Genomic DNA, 19,169 nt, shown 5'->3' with positions numbered 1-19,169 from the left:
CGGAGCCTTGCTACCACAGCTCCCTGATCAGGCTGATTTTACCTTCTTTAAAACCAAATACGGCCAGCCTTGGCTCTTGCTGTTGCCAGCTGCCATCAGCCTGGTTAAAACCATAAGCATACTCTACAGCAATGTGGTTTTTACCCGGGATAGTTCGTAGCACCCGGATCTCGCGATTGGTTGCACTATCGTACCGGCCACTTTCATGGTTGCGTAAGAATGCGCGCCGCCAGGCGGATTTATCAAAATTAGCCAGATATTCCACATGCTCGTATTTAACCTCGTCGTGCATCAGGCCAATCAGGGCATCAATATCCGCAACCGTAGAACCTTTATAAGAAACAGTATCCAGCGCATCAAAGTACTGGTTTACTTTGCTCAGCTGACAGTGTGAGTTACATTTGGCTTCTGCGAATACTGATGATGACAATGAGAATAAACCTCCCCACATCAACACTTTTATTATATTTTTCTGTGATGAAAGTAGTTAAATGAGTCCATTGTTTCCTTTAAACCTGGCTCAACGGGAAAAAGACTACCCCCACCATAGCAGCTGAGCTATGTCTTTGACGACAAATACTTGAGCGCACAATGCTAAACAATTCCTGCAGGCGCCGACTATCAAGAAAAACCCTATCCCGTAGTCAATATTTCATATTAACCAAGTAAGGTATTGGCGCTCCAACCCAGTATAAAAAAGAGTCAAAACAATAAAAAACCAAACAAAACCTGCTCGGTGATAATTACTTAATTATTTATAGAAGCAAGAAAAATAAAGGATTAAAACAGACATTAAAAATGAATAAAAAAGGGAAATTGACTTGAAATGCAGCCACTGACTCGACCTATAAAGTGGCGTTAACCTGTCCTGTTCCCGACCAAACACTTAGCTTTCATTAACAAACAAGGTTCACTACAAAAATGATTAAAAATACAAAACTTTTTTTACTCGGTGCCATATTCATACCGACACTCTCGGTGGCCTCCACAGCCCCTCTCAACAAATTTCAGCCTGAGCATATCGGGACACCAGAATACCTGATAGATGGCGATATAGTATTGGACAGTGCAAGTGAATTTCACACCTTTTCTGCCAATCGCGCGGCTAATACGTCCGGTTTAGACAGCGCTGTGGGCTGGCCAAACGGCGTCGTCCCATTCCAGCTAGTGGGTATCGCCAGCGGCAGTCAGAATGAAAAAAACATTCTTGAGGCAATGGAGGAGATAGAACGGGCTTCTCGGGTGAATTTTGTCCATAAAACGTCAAGTCATTCTAACTATCTTACGATTTATGGCCATGCGCTTGATGATGAGAGGGAAAAAAACAAAATCTGCTCTGCGAATATCGGTTATGCAAATGGCGGTCGCCGTCAGGCGTGGATCCCCAGCTACTGTAGCGTAGGCACTGCCATTCACGAGTTATTGCATATCCTCGGTTATCGCCATGAGCACCAGCGGACCGACCGCGATTATCACACACGAGATGGTCAGCGCTACTCCCTTACAGTAAATGACCGCTACGTACCTTGTACTTTGCAAAGTGCATTCAGAACATCATCCCTGGTATCACGCTCGCGGCCATATGATTTTGAATCCATCATGCATTACAGTAATAGCGACAGAACAGGGTGCACCTCAGGCGACACAGGAAAGGCCTTCAGCTATCAAAACCTCGATAGTGGGGCAGCAATAAACACCCTGGGAAATTTTCGCATGTCAAATGGCGATCTACAGTCTTTACGCGATGGGTATGGTCGTGACAGGTCGCAAACGCCTGTATTTCTGGGGTCTAGCCACAAAGAGAAAACAAGCTTACGTATTTCAGTGGTCTGGTATCAGGTCCACGATTACCCTGACTACTTCAGAGTAAATGAAACATCTGAAGAGTTCATTGATATCAACCGAAACGGTAGATTGGATGTGGGTACGCCTATGACGTACCGTATCAGCGCTTCGGACTATTGGAAAGATGCGTTTGAAATTTACTTTGGAGACTCTCTTCCCGAGAAAAAAAATGGATACCGCTACCGTTTCACGGTGGAGGCATGCTGGGATGGCGGCACATGCTCAAGCGAATCTGCAGCTCAAACAATCTCCGTACTGCAACATGCTCGTGAACCAGAACCTTACATTGAGGATAATACATCGACCGACAAAGAGTTCTATGTGCGCTGGAACAGCCAGCCACAAGTACAATACTTCAAAGCCTACCGCAATGGTTCATACCTGGGGCAGGTCACAAGCAATTCACTCAAACAATCTCTGCCTTCCGGTACCTACAAGTATGAAATACAAGCATGTAATGCTCGAGGGTGCAGTGACAAAGCAACGCTAACACATAAGCATACAGTTACGATCGAAGGCGTGCCAACTTCATCCCCACGTATTGATGACCTCATTGATTCTAATTGGGACCATATTGCTGAGTTTGGGTTTTACAAGGTTGCTCGCGCAACTCAGTATCACTTTCGTATATCAGGGCAAGGTTTAGTACACACAGGGAGTATCGAAACTCCTTATCAAGACACAGACGGCGGCTATCAGGGCCTTCCAGGCAAAAAGGCACCTGAAGGAATGTATCAGGTATCCATTACCGCATGCAATGTCAATGGATGCGGCCCTACGTCGACAAGAAGGGTTGAAGTCTGGCATGACTTTTAACTTTTGAAGTAACGTGATAATGAGATCCAAATTTAATCACAATGGTACTTAGTGCCGCGTACATTCAGTGGTGAATAGTCTGGGAAGCAATTTGAAAAGTGGCTTCCCGGGCTATTTTTCAACTTTAGAGAGTAACTAAAGCAACTCATTTCACCGTGCGTAATAAGACGTATGGCTACAAAGCAACTAAATAAAAGATAACGATCGCTCTGCTTTCATCAAACGTAGCAAGAAATATCAAAAACTCACACATGCAACCTTTTACACTGGCTTCAATATCAATTCCTGGAGCTAATCATGAAGATCACCAAATCAATCATCATTAATAAATCGGCTGAGCAAGTTTGGGATTTAGTCGCCCATCAATTTGATAAAGCACATCTATGGATGGGACCTATACCCCACTCTGAAGCACTCGGTAAAGGTAGCAGCCGCTTAGGCGCACCAATGGAAGGGCGCGTTTGTAATTTAAGTGACAATCCAGATGGTGCGAAAGTCAAAGAGGTCATTACCGAATTCAGTGAAACGGACAAGACCATCGCTTTTAATGTGCTGCCCGTTAACAACCCGGCCATTGTGCCTATCCGGCAGAACCACGTTATGATGTCAGTGCAGCCGGTTGGTAAAAACCAAAGCAAGGTGATCTGGACTGCCTCGCCGCAGCTTAAATGGTTTGCCTATCTGTTTTATCCACTGCTTCGACTGGTGTTTCCCGTCGCCTTTGGCAAACTATTAGCAGGGTTAAAACGGTACGCGGAAGCTAACCTTGTTCAATCAGCACCGATCAGCGTGTGACTATACCCATTAAGATGAAAGAGGACTATGGGATGGATCGTTTTTTTAAAAGTATTGACTACATTGAAGCGCATTTGCATGAAAAAATCAGCGTGCATGAAATCGCTGCGGCATCCCACTATTCAACATATCACTACAGTAGGATTTTCAAAGCATTGGTAGGCGACACCCCAAAAGAGTATCTTCGCAAACGCAGGTTAACCTTAGCTGCAAAGCGACTGTTAACAGAGGATGTGAGCATATTAACCCTGGCCATGGACTGTCAGTTTGATTCTCAAGAAGCATTCACTCGGGCGTTTAAGGCACTATTCGATATGACACCCGCACAATATCGAAAAATAAACGAACCATTTCGTTTGTTGTACAAAAAGCCATTTAGCCCTGACGATCTGGCATTTTTGCAAAACAACATCAGTATGGAACCCGAGATCATTGAACAACCTGCGATGAAAATTGTGGGGATTGCCAATGTATACGAAGATGGAGATCTCAGCCTGCCTAAGCTTTGGTCAGGCTTTCGCCCCTATCGTGACAAAATCCCCAATCGGGTAGGCGATCACTTTTTTGGTATCTATGAAAACTATCAGGAAGACGGAGATACCACTCGATTTGTTTATATTTGCTCAGCCCAGGTTGAAAATTTTGATGACGTGCCGGATGGCCTGATCACACGAGAACTGGCTGCACAAACTTATGCCAGGTTTACACATACAGGGCCCATCGCAAACCTGGAAGAAACCCTAAGGTATATTTGGGGCAGCTGGCTGCCAAAAAGCCGTTATGAGTACGCTGACAAGCCCGATTTCGAGTTATTGCCAGGCGGCTTTAATGACGCGGACCCAAACAATAAAGTGTACCTGAATATTCCTGTAACACTAAAAGCCTGAACTATCAGGCTTTTTTATAACCCGACAATACACATTCAATACCGCAAGAAATATCAAAAGCAGCCAGCCGCTTTTCGCTATTCTGGCCTCATAAACTCAACACCCGAATTTAGAAAGAGGCACATTATGATCACCCGCGTATTAATCACTGGCGCAAATGCAGGCTTAGGTAAAGAGGCTGCAAAGCAAATTGCTGCGTATCCGGACATTGAAAAGATCTACCTGGGATGTCGCAACCGTGACAAAGCTGAAGCTGCGAAGATGACACTGGAACAACAGACAGGCAAGCGTATTTTTGAGATTATCCAGCTCGATGTCAGCGATTTAAGTTCGGTGCGTTCTGCCGTACAACAGCTACCAGAAAGTATTGATGCACTGATCATGAATGCCGGAGGCACGGGCGGTAAACAGTTTAACAAACTGAATGAACAGGGCGTCACCGAGATATTTGCAGTTAATCTGCTGGGGCACAGTGTACTGACAGAAGAGCTAATTAAGGCGCAGAAACTTACTCAGGTTGCCATCTATGCAGGCTCAGAAGCCGCCCGGGGCGTGAAGGAAATGGGCATGAAGCGTCCGGAGCTAAGCACCTCATCGGTCGAGGAGTTTGCTTCTGTTTGTGACGGGTCGTTCTATGGCTCCACCACAGATGCGACCATACCTTACGGGCCAATCAAATATATGGGGGCATTATGGATGTCGGCAATGGCCAGACGCCATCCACAGCTGAAATTCATCACCATGAGCCCAGGTGCGACAACGGGCACTGATGGCTTTAACTCTCTCTCCTTTGTAAAACAATATGTAATGAAGAGCATGATGCAGGTTATGCTGTGGCTTGGCAAAGTCCATAAAGTTGAAGAGGGGGCGAAACGCTATCTGATCGGGTTGTTTGATGAAGAGTTAAAAAGTGGCACATTTTACGCCAGTCAGAAAGGGTTAACGGGCCCTATCGGGGATCAGGCAGAGCTATTTGAAGACCTGAACAACCAGCAGTATCAGGACAATGCCTACCAGGCAATTCAACGCTTTGTATAGCACCAGATATACAGCGGCGCTCTGAACACGTGAATTGCTTCACCCACGGGGATGAAGCAAATTTGCCCAGAGCAAAGACCCACCTCAAAACAAATATGGGTTAGCGACTTTTTTATTGGCTACCAACGAGTGTCTACACTCACCCAGGCGATGGAGCAACCCTGAGAGCTTTCGTGCACACGAGCCTGCACTTTCTTACTGGCTGCCAGCGCGTAAATTAAAGTTGAATACATTTGGTTTTTATTTTTTGCTTCGGGTCTTAAGGTAAAGTAAACACCACTTTGCGGCGTGCAGTTTGCCAGCTTTTCATCGGCCGGAAATCCCACGTAGATGTTGCCATTTTCACTGGTATAAAGTGTTTCAATGACACTTGTACAGCCTATACTGCTACAGGTATTGGCCTGTGCGCCTAAAGAAGTCAGAGCTAAAGCAACTGATAAAACGCGCTTTTTCATTATAATAATCCTTATTTAATATCTGATGAATAAATAGTAAAACCCTGTAAGGGCATTGTTTTTTATAACTTTTTATTTTTGCTATTCAAAATTCTATAGTAACAACCTTATCGGTACAATGTGAACATGTTTGCTCTAAATTTGTCCTGACCCACATCATAGATTGGCGTAATGATAAATCGGCTTCAATAAAGCACAACTTTGCGAGACACGTCCGTGAAAGCGCCAAGTGAACGGGGGCGATTAAAGTACGAGTGGCAACACTGATTAGAGCACAGCGTAAGTCCAGCTAAAACTGCTCGGTTTCACCTTGCGCAAAGACCGCGCTAAAGCACGACTTTGCACGACACATCCAGGGAAAACGCTAAGTTAGCGGGGACGATTAAGGTACGAGTGGCAATACTGATTAGAGCACAGCGTAAGTCCAGCTAAAACTGCTCGTTTCACCTTGCGCAAAGACCGCGCTAAAGCACGACTTTGCACGATACATATATGTACACCTCGACTCTGTCCAGACTTTTATTAAGGTCTGGACTACTAATTTTTCATTCTTTGATTAACTGGTTAAGCTGCTTACGTATATCCGGCCTGTTTGTAAGGTTCGTCGACCTTTGGCCCTAATGAGAACCGCCCCTCTGCTGCTAATCGTCCCTTCGAACTTGATGTTTCTGTGTGTCTGCCAGCGTTCACAGAGGTCGGTTTAACCTGTTAAATCATTACCTTTCTAGCTTAGTAGGTTGGTTACACTACTTTGTACTCTGTTTTATTTGCCAACATTGACCAGATTATCCGTGCTAGCTTATTTGCCACCGCAACCACTGCTTTGTGTTTGCCCCGGCGCTCCATGACTTTTTCTGCCCAATTCGATAGACCGTCATCACTTTGTTTAGCATAACGTAAGACACTCCACGCACCTTGAATAAGCAAGCGCCTTATGTATTGATTGCCTCGTTTGGTTATGCCATTTATTTTTTGCTTGCCTCCACTAGAGTGCTCTTTAGGAACTAAACCCAAGTTTGAAGAGAAATGCCTGCCATTTTTAAAGTGCTTACCATCGCCAGCAAAGGCTTTAATTGCTGTGGCCGTGATAGTCGATACACCTTTTATCTTTACTAATCGCCGACAATCCTCATCTGACTTTACTTGTGAGCGCATTAAAGCATCTATATCGCTTAACCGTGCTTCCACCTCTTGCCATTCTTGTCTGACATTGCCTATCAAATGCCTAATGCCTGAACTTAGGTCATTTTCTCCATCCTCTAAGATTTCTGTTAACTTATGCTTTAGTGCCTTGTCCCCTGGAGCTATCACAATACCGTACTCATTCAATAATCCGCGTAGTTGGTTTGTCAGCCTGGTCTTTTGGCTCACCCAGCGGCTTCTCACTTTGTGCAGCATGGAAGATTCTGTTTGTTCCAGACTCCGCGGTTTAACGAAATACATGCTCGGCCTTACGGCAGCTTCTGTGATAGCAAAGGCATCATTCCTATCGTTTTTATTACCCTTAACAAAGGGCTTTACGTGAATTGGCGGGATCAGCCTTACCTTGATGTTTAGCTTTTCCAATTCACGTCCCCAGTAGTTTGAGCCTGAACAAGCTTCCATAGCGACAATAGCGTCTGGATAGTTCAGCAGGAATGGCAACAGCTTGTTTCTTTTTAGTGCTTTATTAAAAATCGGCTTTCCTGCCTGGTTAACACCACAGACTTGAAGCGTATTTTTTGCCAAATCAATTCCAATTAGACATACTTTCATTTGAACACCTCTTGTGATTTATATTGAATCGTCAAATCAATATTGGTGCATTGCGACGCCGTTTGCACTTGAGGTGTTCATCTCATCATCCATGAAAAGCGTTCGCAGTGCGGGGGCGCCGAGCCTGCGATGATTCTTAATCATCGGTCGCATAAGGTACGAGTGGCAATACTGATTAGAGTACAGTGTAAGTCCAGCTAAAACCGCTCATTTCACCTTGCGCAAAGACCGCGCTAAAGCACGACTTTGCACGACACATCCATGAAAAGCGTTCGCAGTGCGGGGGCGCCGAGCCTGCGATGATTCTTAATCATCGGTCGCGTAAGGTACGAGTGGAAATACGTCCCTGTAGGGGGCTTCCGGCTTTTCATCCATGAAAAGCGCTAAGTGAGCTGCGACGATTATCAATCGTCGTTCTCACTTAGCCCAATCAAGTTGCATGTCCCATTGGTGTTGGTTTTCCTTTTTCAACGGGGCCTGGGAGTCGTCTACTTGTTGCAGTACGTTACTTGCTTCTACCAGTGTTGCGTCGCGGCCAAACAGGTAGCTTTGCTCTTCCACTATGGTTCTGTAGGCTTTGTTGAGTGCCAGTGCGCGCTCTTTTGACGGGGTGATCAACTCGTACAGGTTATCTGCGGACTCAACTTTTTCTTTGTCGACCGTGCCGTCTGCTTTGAACCACTTTTGCAGCATTTCGCGGTTCTGGCGGAATTCGTCGCCACCGCCAACGCGGTTCATGTAAGTCAGGAACTCGCCGAGTGTTTCACCTTTGTTGGGCACATCTTTCATTTCTTTGAGGTTGATATAGCCCCAGCCGCGTGCGCCTTCTACTTTGCGGGCGAATGAGAACGTCTGGTCGTAAGTTGAGCCGATGGTTTTGTGACATCCATTACAAAATGCCAGCTCTTGCTTATGCTGTGGTCTCAGGTTACCTTGTTTGTCTTCAATATACCCATTTATAGTCCAGCCAAAGGTGTTGTTGATACCCTGATCGCCCAGATACAGGGTTTGCGGCAGGTTTTCGAACGCTTTCTCTTTTGCCTCACGATAGTACGAGGAACTTAACGACTGACGCGTTTTAAACTTGTGCTTTTTCATGTAGCGCACTTCTTTCATGCGCGGTGCACTGTAAATGCCACCATTTTCATCCACACCAATGTAACGCACGGTATGCAGGAACTCAGTTTCCTGAGGGTAGAGCATATGCGCCAGCGCATCTGTGGCATCACCCACATAATGTGATTGCCTTGTTATCTCGCTGATTTTGGTGAGCTGATTGTCGCCATTTAAATCCTGGCCAATGCGTTGCTCCGAGATTGTGGGTGTTGAGATCTTATCTAAGCCTTTTAATGCCAGCTCAACCAGGCTCAGATTTGCCAGGTACACATCCTGATTGTACACACCCCCTTTTGAGCGAAACGCTTCGGGCAAACGGATCATCACATCACCCGTAGAGCCGTTGGTGGGCCAAAACGTCGACGGGAAAGGCTTGTAGTTAAATGCCACCCAGCCGCTGCCATCTCTGGCAAACCCCATCTCATCAAAGGCTTTTTCCGGATAGGCCAGATTTTCCAGCGGGGTTATTTCACCGCGCCATTGCTTGTCTTGTTTCAGCTTTTCGATAAACGGGGTGTAATTATCCTGATTGATCCATGCCATGATCTCTTTATCTGGCATACCTGCGATCAAATCAGTCCGGTCAACAAAGAGGTTTTTCCAGTGGTTTTTCAGGCCCAGGTCGGAGAATTCATAGACGCCCTGCAAATGGCCATCGCGCATTGCATTCGGTCTTTTTGGCTCTTCTTTATAAGACTGATGGCAGGCATAACAGGGGTTATTTACACCATCGGTTTTAGTGTAACACTGAGGTGGGATCACCGACTCAGGGTTATAGACCTCATCGTGCTCCAGGTAAGCGGTTGCAGGAATACCATCACCCGGTTTGTAAAGTGTAGCTTTATGCGCTGACTGCGAGGCGATTAGTTCGGCAGCTTGAGTATGATGTTGTGATTCTTCGCAGCCGGTCAGTGCTAGGCCAGTGAGTACCGCCAGGCCGATTACTTGGTATTTCATTTTTATGACGTCCATTTTTGGATAAAAAAATGCGGTGCCACGAACGGGCACCGCGAGTCTTACAGTTACTTAGCGTTAGGATCGTACAACCACAGGGTGTTGTTTTCCTGGATACCGTCTTCACCAATGATGATGCGGCCGTCCTGCATTACAATCACGTTATCAGGCTGAGACAGTTGATTGACGTCACATTGTTCTGCATCAGTCAGGCTAGAGCGGAATGTGCCACCCATCACTACTGGCTCAATGCGAGTCAGGTTGTAGTTGTTATCGATATGGGCACGGTAAACACCACCACAATCTTTAACACGCGGAGACAACTGAATATCACCTTTTGGATCAATCATTGTCTTGTCAATATCAGCAACACCGATATACATATATGCCTGCTCAACCACTTCACCCGGTACCATGTCTTGACCTGTCACAGCTTCAACTACACGGTCGTAGTTAATGCTGATCCCTTCCAGCTTACGCCATTCAGCCGTTGCACCCAATTGCTTAGCCGCCTGGCGAGACTCCAGGAATGCGGCACGGTTATCCATAGGCTTACCCGCAGTAACCAAACCACCACCTTGCGCCAGCGTTGGGTAAGTTTCGGCACCGTCTGCCCAGGCTTTTACGTCAGCCACAGACAGGTAACTTGTTTGACCTGCAACAAAATCTTCAGTATTGATTTCATCGTACTCGGCAATCCAGGCTTCAATTTCGGCATTGGTGCCCGATGCAATTTCAACCCAAGTAACATCAAAGCCAGTCACAGCCGGATCATTCAGGCCTTTGTCCTGCGTCAATTTCGCGCCATAAAGCGTACCTGAGCTTAGATCTTTAGGTTGATCCGCAATGAACTTAAACAGTACGCCACCGGTATCATCCTGAGAGGAATACACAGTACGCTCATCCGGCATAACTACTGAGTTTTCGTGCTCGTAACGACCAATGGTGAAGTGCTTCACAACATCTGGCGTATCAGAAAGCGGATTTTGCACTTCAGCAATATAACCGTAGCGGTAAGGGTTAGGGTACTCGGGTGCAACAAGTGCTTCTATTCTGTCATTACCCATTTCAGCTGGATTATTCCAGTCTGGATCCTGAGTAGTATCCTCTTCAGACCACACAATCCATTCTTCTGAGGTCAAAGGCGTGCCCCACGGAGAAACAGAACCAAAGCAGTTCGCAGCGGTGCCTTGCACGGCATCAAAGTCGAGCATCATGGCTTCTTCAATGTTCCATGTACCCGCATCGCTCTTGCTCATTTTAAGACGGCTCATGCCACCTGGGTATGATTCCCAGTTAGTAAACAGATAACCTGTATTTTCTTCGTCAGCACTTGGGATAAAACCGTTGAAGTCCGGGTTATCATTTTCAATGATCTTGTCACCAGATGTGATACCGTAGTGCACACCTAAGCCACCAGCCAGGCCCTTTTCGCCCAGATCGGCATACACATCACCAGTCTGACCCAGGATCTGATATTGACCAATCGCAGTTACAACCGTTTGCATCTCAAACTCTGTCTCTGGAACAGGTGAGCTCACTATATTACGTGGCAACTCGTTGAAATTAACACCGGTTAATACGCCCACAGTACCGCCATTGTATGGACGTCCATTTCCATCTTCCGATGTGTTCGCATCGCTTGGGTGTTGCACATTGAAGAACAAATCGCCTTGCTCAGTCAGGAACAAACCTGTGACTTCGGCGCCTGCTGGCACAGTGGCGATACGGATCAGGCCTGAACCACCGTTTTGACCATCTTTACCTGCAACACCGTTCGTGCCGTTCGTGCCGTTCGTGCCATTAGTACCGTTAGTGCCTTGATCTCCCTGAACACCTTGCTCACCCTGAACACCTTGCTCGCCCTGAGGGCCTTGTTTACCATCATCACCATCACAGGCGGTTAATGCCACTGTGACGGCAGCGGCGATCAACGAATATGCTATGCGCTTCATTATTTACTCCGAGTTAGTTGCTACAATTGCTACAGTTATTGTTATCAAGCGCACAACAGGTTGGGGTGAACCGGTTACAGATACATTGCTTAAACATTAAAGTTTTCAGTCAGTTATAAGTCAAATAAAAGACACCCCAGATGAATCAGTAGCTACCTTCTGTGTAAAGGGGGTTTACAGAACACGCAGTGGCAAAAACAGATATAATGTTCAGCGAATTAATACACATCATTTACAGAGATCATGAATTTACCAACTTACGGATTTGGCGCAGAGCAGGGGTTGCTGGCCATTTATATTGAACGCCCGCCAAAACTCGCAGAATTTCAAAAGTTAAATAAAGTCATAGCCTTACAGGCTGGAGAAATTGATTACATCAACCGGCAATGTGGCAATGGCTGGCGCAAAGTGTTTAATGTGTATGCCAAGTTTATAGCAGAACTCAGTCACCCAGATCACGATTTTACTAACCAGCCCGAATACTACCCAAGCTGGCAAAAATATCGGGATAAGCGGCTGTTACAGCAGGGGTGTCAGGAGGCTTTGCTGTTTTCTGCGCCAGATTTGGCAGCAAATCGCTATGACTGGCACATCATAGCGGGTCGCACCTATGCAAAGATATTGCTTCGGGATCATATTTTTACTAACTCTCTGCATTGGCTGGATGAGGAGTTTGCCATTGATCCCGTCAATAAGTTACTGATCTGTCCGTATTTGGATTATCGCCAGCTTAGTAATATTAAGATCTCAAAATTAGTTGAGTTGCTCAATACAGGCCTGCCTGACTTATTGCCTGATGCAAGTTAAACCACTGAATCCAAGGGCTTTAAAGAACATATGCGCGGATGAAAAGCCACTTTCATCCAACAACTCTGCCAGCCGGATCCTGTCGAGTGGGTAAAATTCTTGCTCCAGATTGTATCGCATACGTTCTTCACCAACCGCAGTCAGCCCCATAGCGCGACAGTGCTTAAGCTGAGACTCGCGCTCAAACTGGGTTTCGGGCTTCATCAAGTCTGCCAGTAGCAGCTGTTTACCAGGCTTGAGGTTACTATGAATTGACGCCAGTAGTGCCAGCTTAGCGCCACTATCCGGCACAAAATGCATCACCAGCAGGCACAGTGCGACATCAGCCTGATATTGTCCGGACTCCAGTGGCCCGGAATGTATGGTCACGCGATCAGAAAGCCCGGAGTTAGTAAAATTTTGATCTGCGATGGCCAACATGTCGTCAGACACATCTTGTACGATGAAGGTCCAGTGCGGATTGCTGTGGGCCAGCTGTAATACTTCTTTGCCTGTGCCGGCTCCCACGATCAAAATTTGCGCCTCCTCTGGGAGCACAGTCTGTAATTGTGCCTGCACCAATTCATGAAGCAGCTGATAACCGGGCACCAGGCGCTCAATGCGGCTGTCGTAATGGGCTGCTTCATCTTGTGTAAAACTGGGCATGATGTCTCCTTATCGTTCGCTGATGGTAACCGACGAAAAGCCGCCAGCCTGTTTCTGTACTTTAATTTGCGTGCCTACCCGCTCCGTCATTTCGGCCACATGAGAGATCACGCCCACTTTGCGCCCTTGTGACTGCAATGCATCGAGCGCGTCCAGCGCCACGCTGAGCGTTTGTGGATCCAAAGTGCCGAACCCTTCGTCGATAAACAACGAATTAATCTGCACCTGGTTTGAAGACAGAGACGCCAGACCCAATGCCAGCGCCAGAGAAACCAGAAAGGACTCACCGCCAGACAAAGTATTTACACTGCGCTGTTCATCGGCCATATCACGGTCAATAATGGCGATCTCCAGCGACTGACCGATGACGGTCAGGCGATAACGATGACTCAGACTGCCAAGGTGATGATTGGCATATTGCAACAAGATCCTGAGCGTCTGTGCTTGAGCCAGATTACGCATGGTTTTGCCCGTGGCGTCACCCAACAAGCGATTTAACAGGTGCCAGTGCTCGTATTCGGCCTGCTGTGCCTGAAGTGCCTCATATTGCTCGGCCAGATAAGCCTGGTTATCTTCATGCTGTTTCAGTACTGCATTTACACTGATCAACTGCGCCTGATTGGCATCGCGTGCTTGTTGCAACTGAACCAGTCGCTCAGTAAGGTGTTCCTGGGCTTGCTCGGTCACAGGCTTAGCACGCAAAGATGCGAGTTCTTCTTGCAGATGAGCGTGTTTATTCTGTGCACTGTGTAATGCTTTGTTCACAGCCTCATATTCGGCCAGCAAAGCTTGCCACTGTGACTTATCCCACTGTAACAGCGCCTCAACACCCGCTTCTGTGATGGTGTTGAACTGAGTTTGTAACTCTGCCAGCCAACTCTGGTAACGGGTTTGAACTTTTGCCAGCGACGCTTGCAGCTGCTGCTGTGATTGCTGCTTGTGTGCCAGCGTCAGTGTCTGTGATTCCTGCGCCTGACGCAGATCTGAAACTCGTTGTGTTGCCTGAGCCAGCAAACTCTCAGCTTGCTGTTGTTCATCCAGTAAAGACTGATGCCAGTTGTCTGCACTGATCTCAAGTGGCTGGATCGCTGTTCGTTCACGGGTCAGTACGTCCCCTTTTTCAGCCAGAGCGTGGCGGGCTTGCGCCGTTTTATTAAGCTGTGCCTGTTTATCCTGACTTTGCTGGCGTAGCAGTTTAGCCTGCTGTTCACCTTCATCAATCTTTTGCTGTAATTCACTGAGCTGTTGCAGTTGCTGCTGCCTGACATGCACTTGCTCGCCCAATTGAGTGATAGCTTGATCCGGTGATTGCTCAAACACCTGCCACCATGCAGAGGTTGAATATATCTGCCGGATCTGCGACAGGGTTTCTTGCTGCTCTGTCGCAAGCTCTGTTTGCCTGGTTTGGGCATAAGCCATTGCCTGTAAGGCACGTTCGAGCTGACTTTGTAACTGTTGGTTTTGTTGTTCCAGTTGCTGTATGTCGCGCTGAGCTGTCTGCTGTTGCTGCCAAAGCTGTTGCTGTGTTTTACTCAGCTGGCTGTAGGTTTGTAGCTTGTGATCCAACTGAGCCAGCAACGCCTGAGGGTCCGCGGTATCGCGCAACTCAACAGGCAACTGCGCCAGTAATTCGGCAATTTGCGCAAGCTTGCTATTGAGTTGTGCTTCATGTTGCAGTGCCGCCTGTAACTGACCATTGCATTGCTCAGCCTGACCAACCAGGTCATGGTAACGTTGCTGCGTCTGCGCGCGGGCTTGTTCAGCAGCCTGATATTGCGATTCAAAATCAGCAATCAGGGTTTGCCAGTGACTGTCGATGTGATCTACACCATAAGGGTGCTCCGTCGAGCCACACACCATGCACTCCTGGCCCGCAACCAGCTGCGTTCTCAGTTTACTAACACTGTCACTGGCCCGAAAGCGGACTTGCTGCAAATTTTCCTGAGTCAGCAACACCCGCTGTCTGGTCAGTTCATCTTGCTGCTCAGTGTCTTTAAGTTGCTGTTGCAGGCTGTGATGTTGATGCCGCAGACGATCAATGTGAAGCCGGTGCTCACCCTGCTCCTGTTGCAGCTGGGCAAGCTGTGACTGGTTTTGCTGCGCCTGAATTAACTGAGTACGCTGAAATTGTAATGTCTCATAATCCAGCTCACTCAACTGCGACTGAGTCGTGCTCAGGTTTTGCTGAATATCGGCTAATTGTTGATGTAATTCTGTCAGTCTGGGTTGCAGCGCCTGTTGCGTTTGTGTGTCTTTGTCTGCACAGGCTTGTGTGTGTTGTTGCTCATCCGCCAGTTTACCAAGCTGTGCCTGACATGCCTGCCAGTGTTTTAATGCACCGCTGATCTGTGACCACTGCTCACTCACACGCGTCAGATCCGGATCTGTCTGGCAGTCTTGCTGCAATCGGGCAACCTGCTGAGCATCCTTTTGTAACTGAGCCCCCAGCGTTTCACTGCGCTGTTGCAATGCTTCATGCTGCTCACGCTGCTCGTTATGTTCTGCACTGTTTTGTGCCAGCAGCTGTTTGTTGGCTTCGCGCTGCTGGTCCAGCTCACGTAATGATTGCAGGGCAGGGGTACTGATCTGCAACTGGCTTTTTGCCTCACTGAGTCGTGTCTGAGCGGCTTGTAGTTGATCTTGCGCAATGCGGATCTGCGGCGCGTAATCCTGCTGTTGCAACTGGCTGATATCAAGCTCTAGTTGCTTAAGCTGGGCAGTCATATCCCGAGCCTGAGCCCGGTTATCTGCGATCACCTCGACAGCTTTGGCGCGCCTCGCTTTATCAAAGTCATGGGCTTGCATAGTCAGTCGCTGCTGGCAATCGGCCTGTTCCTGCTCAGCCTGATGACATTGCTCGGCCAGCTTGTCACAAGCCTGATACCATTGAATGCCTTGCTCCAGATGCTTTTCTTCATCACGAGCCGTGGCAATGGCAGCCGTCAAATCCGCTGCGTTTTGCTGATTTTCGGCCAGTGCTTCATCGCTGAGTAAAGTGACATGGTTTAGTGATTGCTTACGCTGTTCCAGCGTATCTTGCTTTGCTTTGTGATGTTCAAATATGGCTTTACCTATTACGCTGAACTTAGCCGTGCCGGTAAGCGTTTCGAGCAATTGCGCCCGCTCATCACTGTTGGCTTTCAAAAATGCAGCAAATTCATGTTGTGCGAGAAGCACCGCACGAGAAAACTGTTCAAAGTTCAGGCCCAATAACTGTTCCAGCAACTGTTTGGCCTCGGTGGTTTTGGTAGCCAGTACCGTATCATCAGCAAGGCGCACCACCTGATGCTCAGCTTCTTTAATACGGCCATCCAACTTATTCCGGGCGCGACCGACACGCCAGCTGGCACGGTATTGATCGCCATCCTGACCACAAAACGTTACTTCGGCGCGGGCGCTGACACAGCCACGGCGCAGCAGGTTTCGGGGATCATTGAGTTTCAGCTCATCGCCGTTGAGCATCACTTTGTTTTTTGCATCAGCCTTGAGTCGGGCGGTTTTACCGTACAATGCCAGACATATTGCATCCAGCAAGGTGCTTTTACCCGCGCCAGTATCGCCGGTGATAGCAAACAGGCCGGTGTCTTTTAACGGTGGCTGGGTAAAATCAATGTCGGCATCCGCCAGTGACGCCAGGTTTTGCACCTGGATCCCTAGTAGTTTCATGCTTCCTGCTCCTGTACACTGGCCAGTACCTGCATCAGGCAATCTTGCAAAGCTTGCGGCACGGCTTGTTCACTGTCTATCTGTGCCCGATACGCCAGCTCTAATAAACTCACGGGTTCCAGTTTCTCAACCTGCCCAAGGTCTTCAAAATGCGGCATGTCTGCGCTCTGTTGCGTATTGCTCACACGCTCAATGCCACAGAAGTGCACTTGTTTATCCGCCAGTGCCTGTTCAATCTTAGTGCGGAACTGACTATCGGTGTCACTGGCATTGAGCCGCAGCCTCAGGTAGGGCGTTGCTGCGCCCTGGCTCTGGTATTGTGATAAGTCGAGTTCGTTGAGCAAAACAATGAGCTCATCCAAAGTCGCCCCACCGCGCTCGGGCAGTAAAATCACCGGTTTAAGACGCGGCACGTCAAGGGGCTTTACACTGCTAAGCTTGTTATCAGAAAACTCCACCAACAGTACCTGATGACGATAATTACGCTCAGAAAACGACATCGGCAGGGGTGTACCGCAATAGCGAATAGCCTCGCTGCCAGCGACTTTTTGCGCTTTATGTAAATGTCCAAGTGCAACATAATCGGGACGTTCCCCAAACACATCCGCAGTAATGGCATCAAACCCGCCAATGGTAATATTACGCTCTGAATCGCCGGAAATACTGCCACCTTTGGCATGTAAATGGCCCATAGCCAGCACCGGAAGTTGTGCATCTAACCCCTGGTAAGCCGCCTGGTATGCGCGTTCAACGCCACGTTGATAGGCCAAAGGATCATCGGCTTGAGTATCCAGATCGGCGCTGCGTAAAAACGGCATGGCCACAACCTGCAAAGTGCCAAGGTCAGTATTGAGGGTTTTTACCACATCCTGGGGATTGTGCTTATCAAACCGGCCGACAACATGGGTGTCGAATTGACTCAGCAGTGGTTTAGCCGTCTCTATTCGATTGGCGGAATCATGATTGCCTGCGGTGATAACAATGTGTAAGTCTGGATTATCGGCTTTTGCGCGCCTGATAAAGGCATACAGCTGCTGCTCAGCCATCGCCGAAGGCGTAGCACTGTGATAAATGTCGCCACTGACTATCAGTACATTAATTTGATGAGATGTGAGTGTGTCGCACAGCCAGTCCAGAAAATGCTGATGTTCAGCATGACGGCTGTGCTCGTAAAACTGTTGACCCAGATGCCAGTCGGATGTGTGTAAAACCTTCATGCAGCGTTCCTTAACCTTAATGCCGGTTAATATACACTGCTTAGCTGAATAGGTTAATGGCTGAGTTGACGCCAGGCGAAAATCATCACGGGGATCACAAGCAACCACAACGCACGAAGATAACGGTTCTGTCTGCCATTCAGGCGTTTCAGTGCCGATTTCTCGTTACACGCAGCCACTTTATCAACATAAAAGTAGCCGTTATCCAGATACTCTTTGCAGTTCTGTTCGTCCGCCGGTATGGCAACGAGCTTCTCTTGTTTTTTTAGTATGTAGAAATCCATACTGCTCACCACATTTTTTGCTAAACGGGTACTTTGTACAGAGCAAAACCAACGCCAGTTTTACTCGCCGATTGAAAAGTCCGCGATTTTACTGGGAATTTAGTTCCGATTTCAACCATTGAATTTGGCTTTTTTAATTTATTTGTAAAATAGAGACAATAAATTTGCAAAATGGGAACTTGGCACGGAAATTTATTGTAATTTTGACATCATCACTATACTCATTTTATCACGCCCAAAACACGTGGGTTAGTTACGTTTCGTGACAATATAGACGAATGAGGCAAAATGACCATATATGCAAATCACTCAAAAACAGAACGTACTCACTGCACACCGATTGTTTTAATCCAGATAACAAGCTCAGCAGTAAAATAACAATAATTGTGCTCAATTCGCGGTATGATAAGACCCGAACACAACCAAGGGGTACGACATGAGGGATCGGCTGATTGCCGCACTGGCATTAATGTGGGTAAACACAGCAACGGCACACCAAATCAAGGCTGCAATGACAACGGTACTGGTTGACCCAAGTAACGAGCAGATTGAATTAATGCACCGATTTTATTTGCACGACACCGAGCATGCGGTGGAAGACTTGTTTGGCGAAGACACCGACCTGTTTCAAAACGAGTCAGACAGAGCCCGCTTTGCCGAATATGTGCATAACGCAGTGGAGCTAAAGGGTGAAACCGGCCAAGCCATTCCATTGACGTTACATAGTGGCAGTATTGATGGGCAGTTTTTCTGGGTTATCCAGCGCGCCCCCATGCCAGCTGCCTTTAACCGCTTACAGATGCGTCATGATGCACTCAGAGATATCTGGCCAACCCAGGTCAATATGGTCAACTTTAAAACTCAGCAAACCGTTCAGACGCTGCATTTTAACGGCGACGATAGCTGGCTGTGGGTGAAGTTTACAGATTAAAGC

15 protein-coding genes are annotated in these 19,169 nt (G+C 47.5%); 6 read left to right on the top strand and 9 right to left on the bottom strand.

From position 1 onward, the window contains the following. Positions 1-10 precede the first annotated feature (10 nt). Positions 11-430: a nuclear transport factor 2-like protein gene (locus PRUB_RS21465; protein WP_242065342.1), complete on the bottom strand. Its 420-nt coding sequence runs from the start codon at positions 428-430 to the stop codon at positions 11-13. A gap of 491 nt (positions 431-921) precedes the next feature. On the opposite strand from PRUB_RS21465, the gene PRUB_RS21460 reads away from it, so the two are divergent. The 4 genes from PRUB_RS21460 to PRUB_RS21445 all read left to right on the top strand — a co-directional run bounded on the left by PRUB_RS21460 (position 922) and on the right by PRUB_RS21445 (position 5,381). Beyond that, a complete protein-coding gene (locus tag PRUB_RS21460; RefSeq protein ID WP_010384478.1) occupies positions 922-2,661 on the top strand; it encodes a M12 family metallopeptidase in 1,740 nt (579 codons plus the stop codon). A gap of 297 nt (positions 2,662-2,958) precedes the next feature. After that, positions 2,959-3,456 (top strand): SRPBCC family protein, encoded by a 498-nt coding sequence (locus PRUB_RS21455; RefSeq protein ID WP_010384479.1) that lies wholly within the window; start codon positions 2,959-2,961, stop codon positions 3,454-3,456. Positions 3,457-3,488: 32 nt separating this feature from the next. Beyond that, the gene (locus PRUB_RS21450; protein ID WP_010384480.1) at positions 3,489-4,343 is read left to right on the top strand and encodes an AraC family transcriptional regulator; all 855 of its coding nucleotides are present in this window, start codon (positions 3,489-3,491) and stop codon (positions 4,341-4,343) included. Between the two features lie 126 nt (positions 4,344-4,469). Continuing rightward, the gene (locus tag PRUB_RS21445) at positions 4,470-5,381 is read left to right on the top strand and encodes an SDR family NAD(P)-dependent oxidoreductase (protein WP_010384481.1); all 912 of its coding nucleotides are present in this window, start codon (positions 4,470-4,472) and stop codon (positions 5,379-5,381) included. 119 nt (positions 5,382-5,500) lie between these two features. Here the strand turns inward: PRUB_RS21445 and PRUB_RS21440 are convergent, their stop codons facing one another. The 4 genes from PRUB_RS21440 to PRUB_RS21425 all read right to left on the bottom strand — a co-directional run bounded on the left by PRUB_RS21440 (position 5,501) and on the right by PRUB_RS21425 (position 11,616). Then, positions 5,501-5,836 carry a hypothetical protein gene (locus PRUB_RS21440; protein WP_010384482.1) on the bottom strand — a complete coding sequence of 112 codons (336 nt, stop codon included), beginning with the start codon at positions 5,834-5,836 and terminating at the stop codon, positions 5,501-5,503. 741 nt (positions 5,837-6,577) lie between these two features. Next, positions 6,578-7,591: an IS110 family RNA-guided transposase gene (locus PRUB_RS21435; protein WP_010387466.1), complete on the bottom strand. Its 1,014-nt coding sequence runs from the start codon at positions 7,589-7,591 to the stop codon at positions 6,578-6,580. Positions 7,592-8,008: 417 nt separating this feature from the next. Then, positions 8,009-9,664, bottom strand: a complete 1,656-nt coding sequence (locus PRUB_RS21430) for a hypothetical protein (protein WP_010381414.1) — start codon at positions 9,662-9,664, stop codon at positions 8,009-8,011. Between the two features lie 65 nt (positions 9,665-9,729). Next, a complete protein-coding gene (locus PRUB_RS21425) occupies positions 9,730-11,616 on the bottom strand; it encodes an alkaline phosphatase PhoX (RefSeq protein WP_010381412.1) in 1,887 nt (628 codons plus the stop codon). 243 nt (positions 11,617-11,859) lie between these two features. Between PRUB_RS21425 and PRUB_RS21420 the strand changes: the two genes are divergently transcribed. After that, on the top strand, positions 11,860-12,423 hold the full coding sequence (locus tag PRUB_RS21420) for a DUF6942 family protein (protein WP_010381411.1): 564 nt from the start codon (positions 11,860-11,862) through the stop codon (positions 12,421-12,423). Here PRUB_RS21420 and PRUB_RS21415 read toward each other — a convergent pair. Genes PRUB_RS21415 through PRUB_RS21400 form a run of 4 tightly spaced genes read right to left on the bottom strand, consistent with a single transcriptional unit; the run spans position 12,403 to position 18,235 of the window. Then, positions 12,403-13,068, bottom strand: a complete 666-nt coding sequence (locus PRUB_RS21415; RefSeq protein WP_010381407.1) for a class I SAM-dependent methyltransferase — start codon at positions 13,066-13,068, stop codon at positions 12,403-12,405. The genes PRUB_RS21420 and PRUB_RS21415 overlap by 21 nt on opposite strands. A gap of 9 nt (positions 13,069-13,077) precedes the next feature. Then, positions 13,078-16,734, bottom strand: a complete 3,657-nt coding sequence (locus PRUB_RS21410) for an AAA family ATPase (RefSeq protein WP_010381405.1) — start codon at positions 16,732-16,734, stop codon at positions 13,078-13,080. Next, positions 16,731-17,951: an exonuclease SbcCD subunit D C-terminal domain-containing protein gene (locus PRUB_RS21405; RefSeq protein ID WP_010381404.1), complete on the bottom strand. Its 1,221-nt coding sequence runs from the start codon at positions 17,949-17,951 to the stop codon at positions 16,731-16,733. Before PRUB_RS21405 ends, PRUB_RS21410 begins: the two co-directional genes overlap by 4 nt. 53 nt (positions 17,952-18,004) lie before the next feature. Beyond that, positions 18,005-18,235: a hypothetical protein gene (locus PRUB_RS21400; protein ID WP_010381399.1), complete on the bottom strand. Its 231-nt coding sequence runs from the start codon at positions 18,233-18,235 to the stop codon at positions 18,005-18,007. Positions 18,236-18,671: 436 nt separating this feature from the next. Between PRUB_RS21400 and PRUB_RS21395 the strand changes: the two genes are divergently transcribed. Then, entirely contained in the window at positions 18,672-19,166 is a 495-nt protein-coding gene (locus PRUB_RS21395) for a DUF6702 family protein (RefSeq protein WP_010381398.1), read from the top strand. The last annotated feature ends 3 nt before the right edge of the window (positions 19,167-19,169 follow it).

This window comes from Pseudoalteromonas rubra (assembly GCF_000238295.3).
Lineage (GTDB): Bacteria > Pseudomonadota > Gammaproteobacteria > Enterobacterales > Alteromonadaceae > Pseudoalteromonas > Pseudoalteromonas rubra.
The sequence above is the reverse complement of the archived record's forward strand: the minus strand, read 5'-3'. Positions and strand labels throughout refer to the sequence as shown.